1 protein-coding gene is annotated in these 724 nt (G+C 29.4%); it reads left to right on the forward strand.

Annotation, left to right across the window (positions count from 1 at the left end):
• Window positions 1–265 precede the first annotated feature (265 nt).
• On the forward strand, window positions 266–724 hold a 459-nt coding region (locus RB298_RS06765; RefSeq protein WP_486046496.1), incomplete at its 3' end, for an RNA polymerase sigma factor.

The raw sequence follows: 724 nt of genomic DNA on the forward strand, positions 1-724 counted from the left end.
ATTTACAAGTATTCTATTGTTAACTGGAATATATGATCCATATGTTAACCATATTAAATAAAAATCAAATAGGCAGAAGTTCTTTATTTTAAAAGGACTTCTGCCTATTTGATTTCCGCTAACGGGTTTTATGTTAACTAAATTGAGTTTTTAAGAAAAGTAATTGCCTAAAAAGCAATTATTTTTCTTTTTTATAGAAAAATATGAAATGATTGTATACTTTTTCACTACTCATACGTTATAAGACAGGAAGGAGGAAAAACACTTGAAAAATCGGTTATCAAACGATCAATTAAAGAATGTCATGAATCAACTTTATTTATACTTAATCAAACAAGGTGCAAACCAAGAAACAGCTAAAGATATTGTTCAAGAAGCAGTTTGTAAACTACTTATTCATCTTGAATCGATTGATACCGATAAATATAAATCTTGGCTTTTTAAAGTAGCTATAAACTTATATTACGATTACTGTCGAAAGAACAAAAAATCTCAGTACGTGGTAGTAGAAGATTACCTTATTACCAATGAGCGATTAATTGAAGAGATGATGATTGCAAAAGAAAATCAGCTTCTAGTAAGAAGAATACTTCAAAAGCTGTCTCCCACCTTTAAGCAACTACTTCTTTTAAAGTATGAGTTAGACTGGTCTTATAAACAAATTGCGGAATATGTAGATATGAAACCTGAAGCTGTCAAAACGTATTTAGCTCGTGCTAGGAAA

The sequence above is a fragment of the Priestia sp. BR_2 genome, from assembly GCF_041954005.1.
In the GTDB taxonomy this organism is placed as follows: Bacteria; Bacillota; Bacilli; order Paenibacillales; family Paenibacillaceae; genus Paenibacillus_AQ; species Paenibacillus_AQ lautus_A.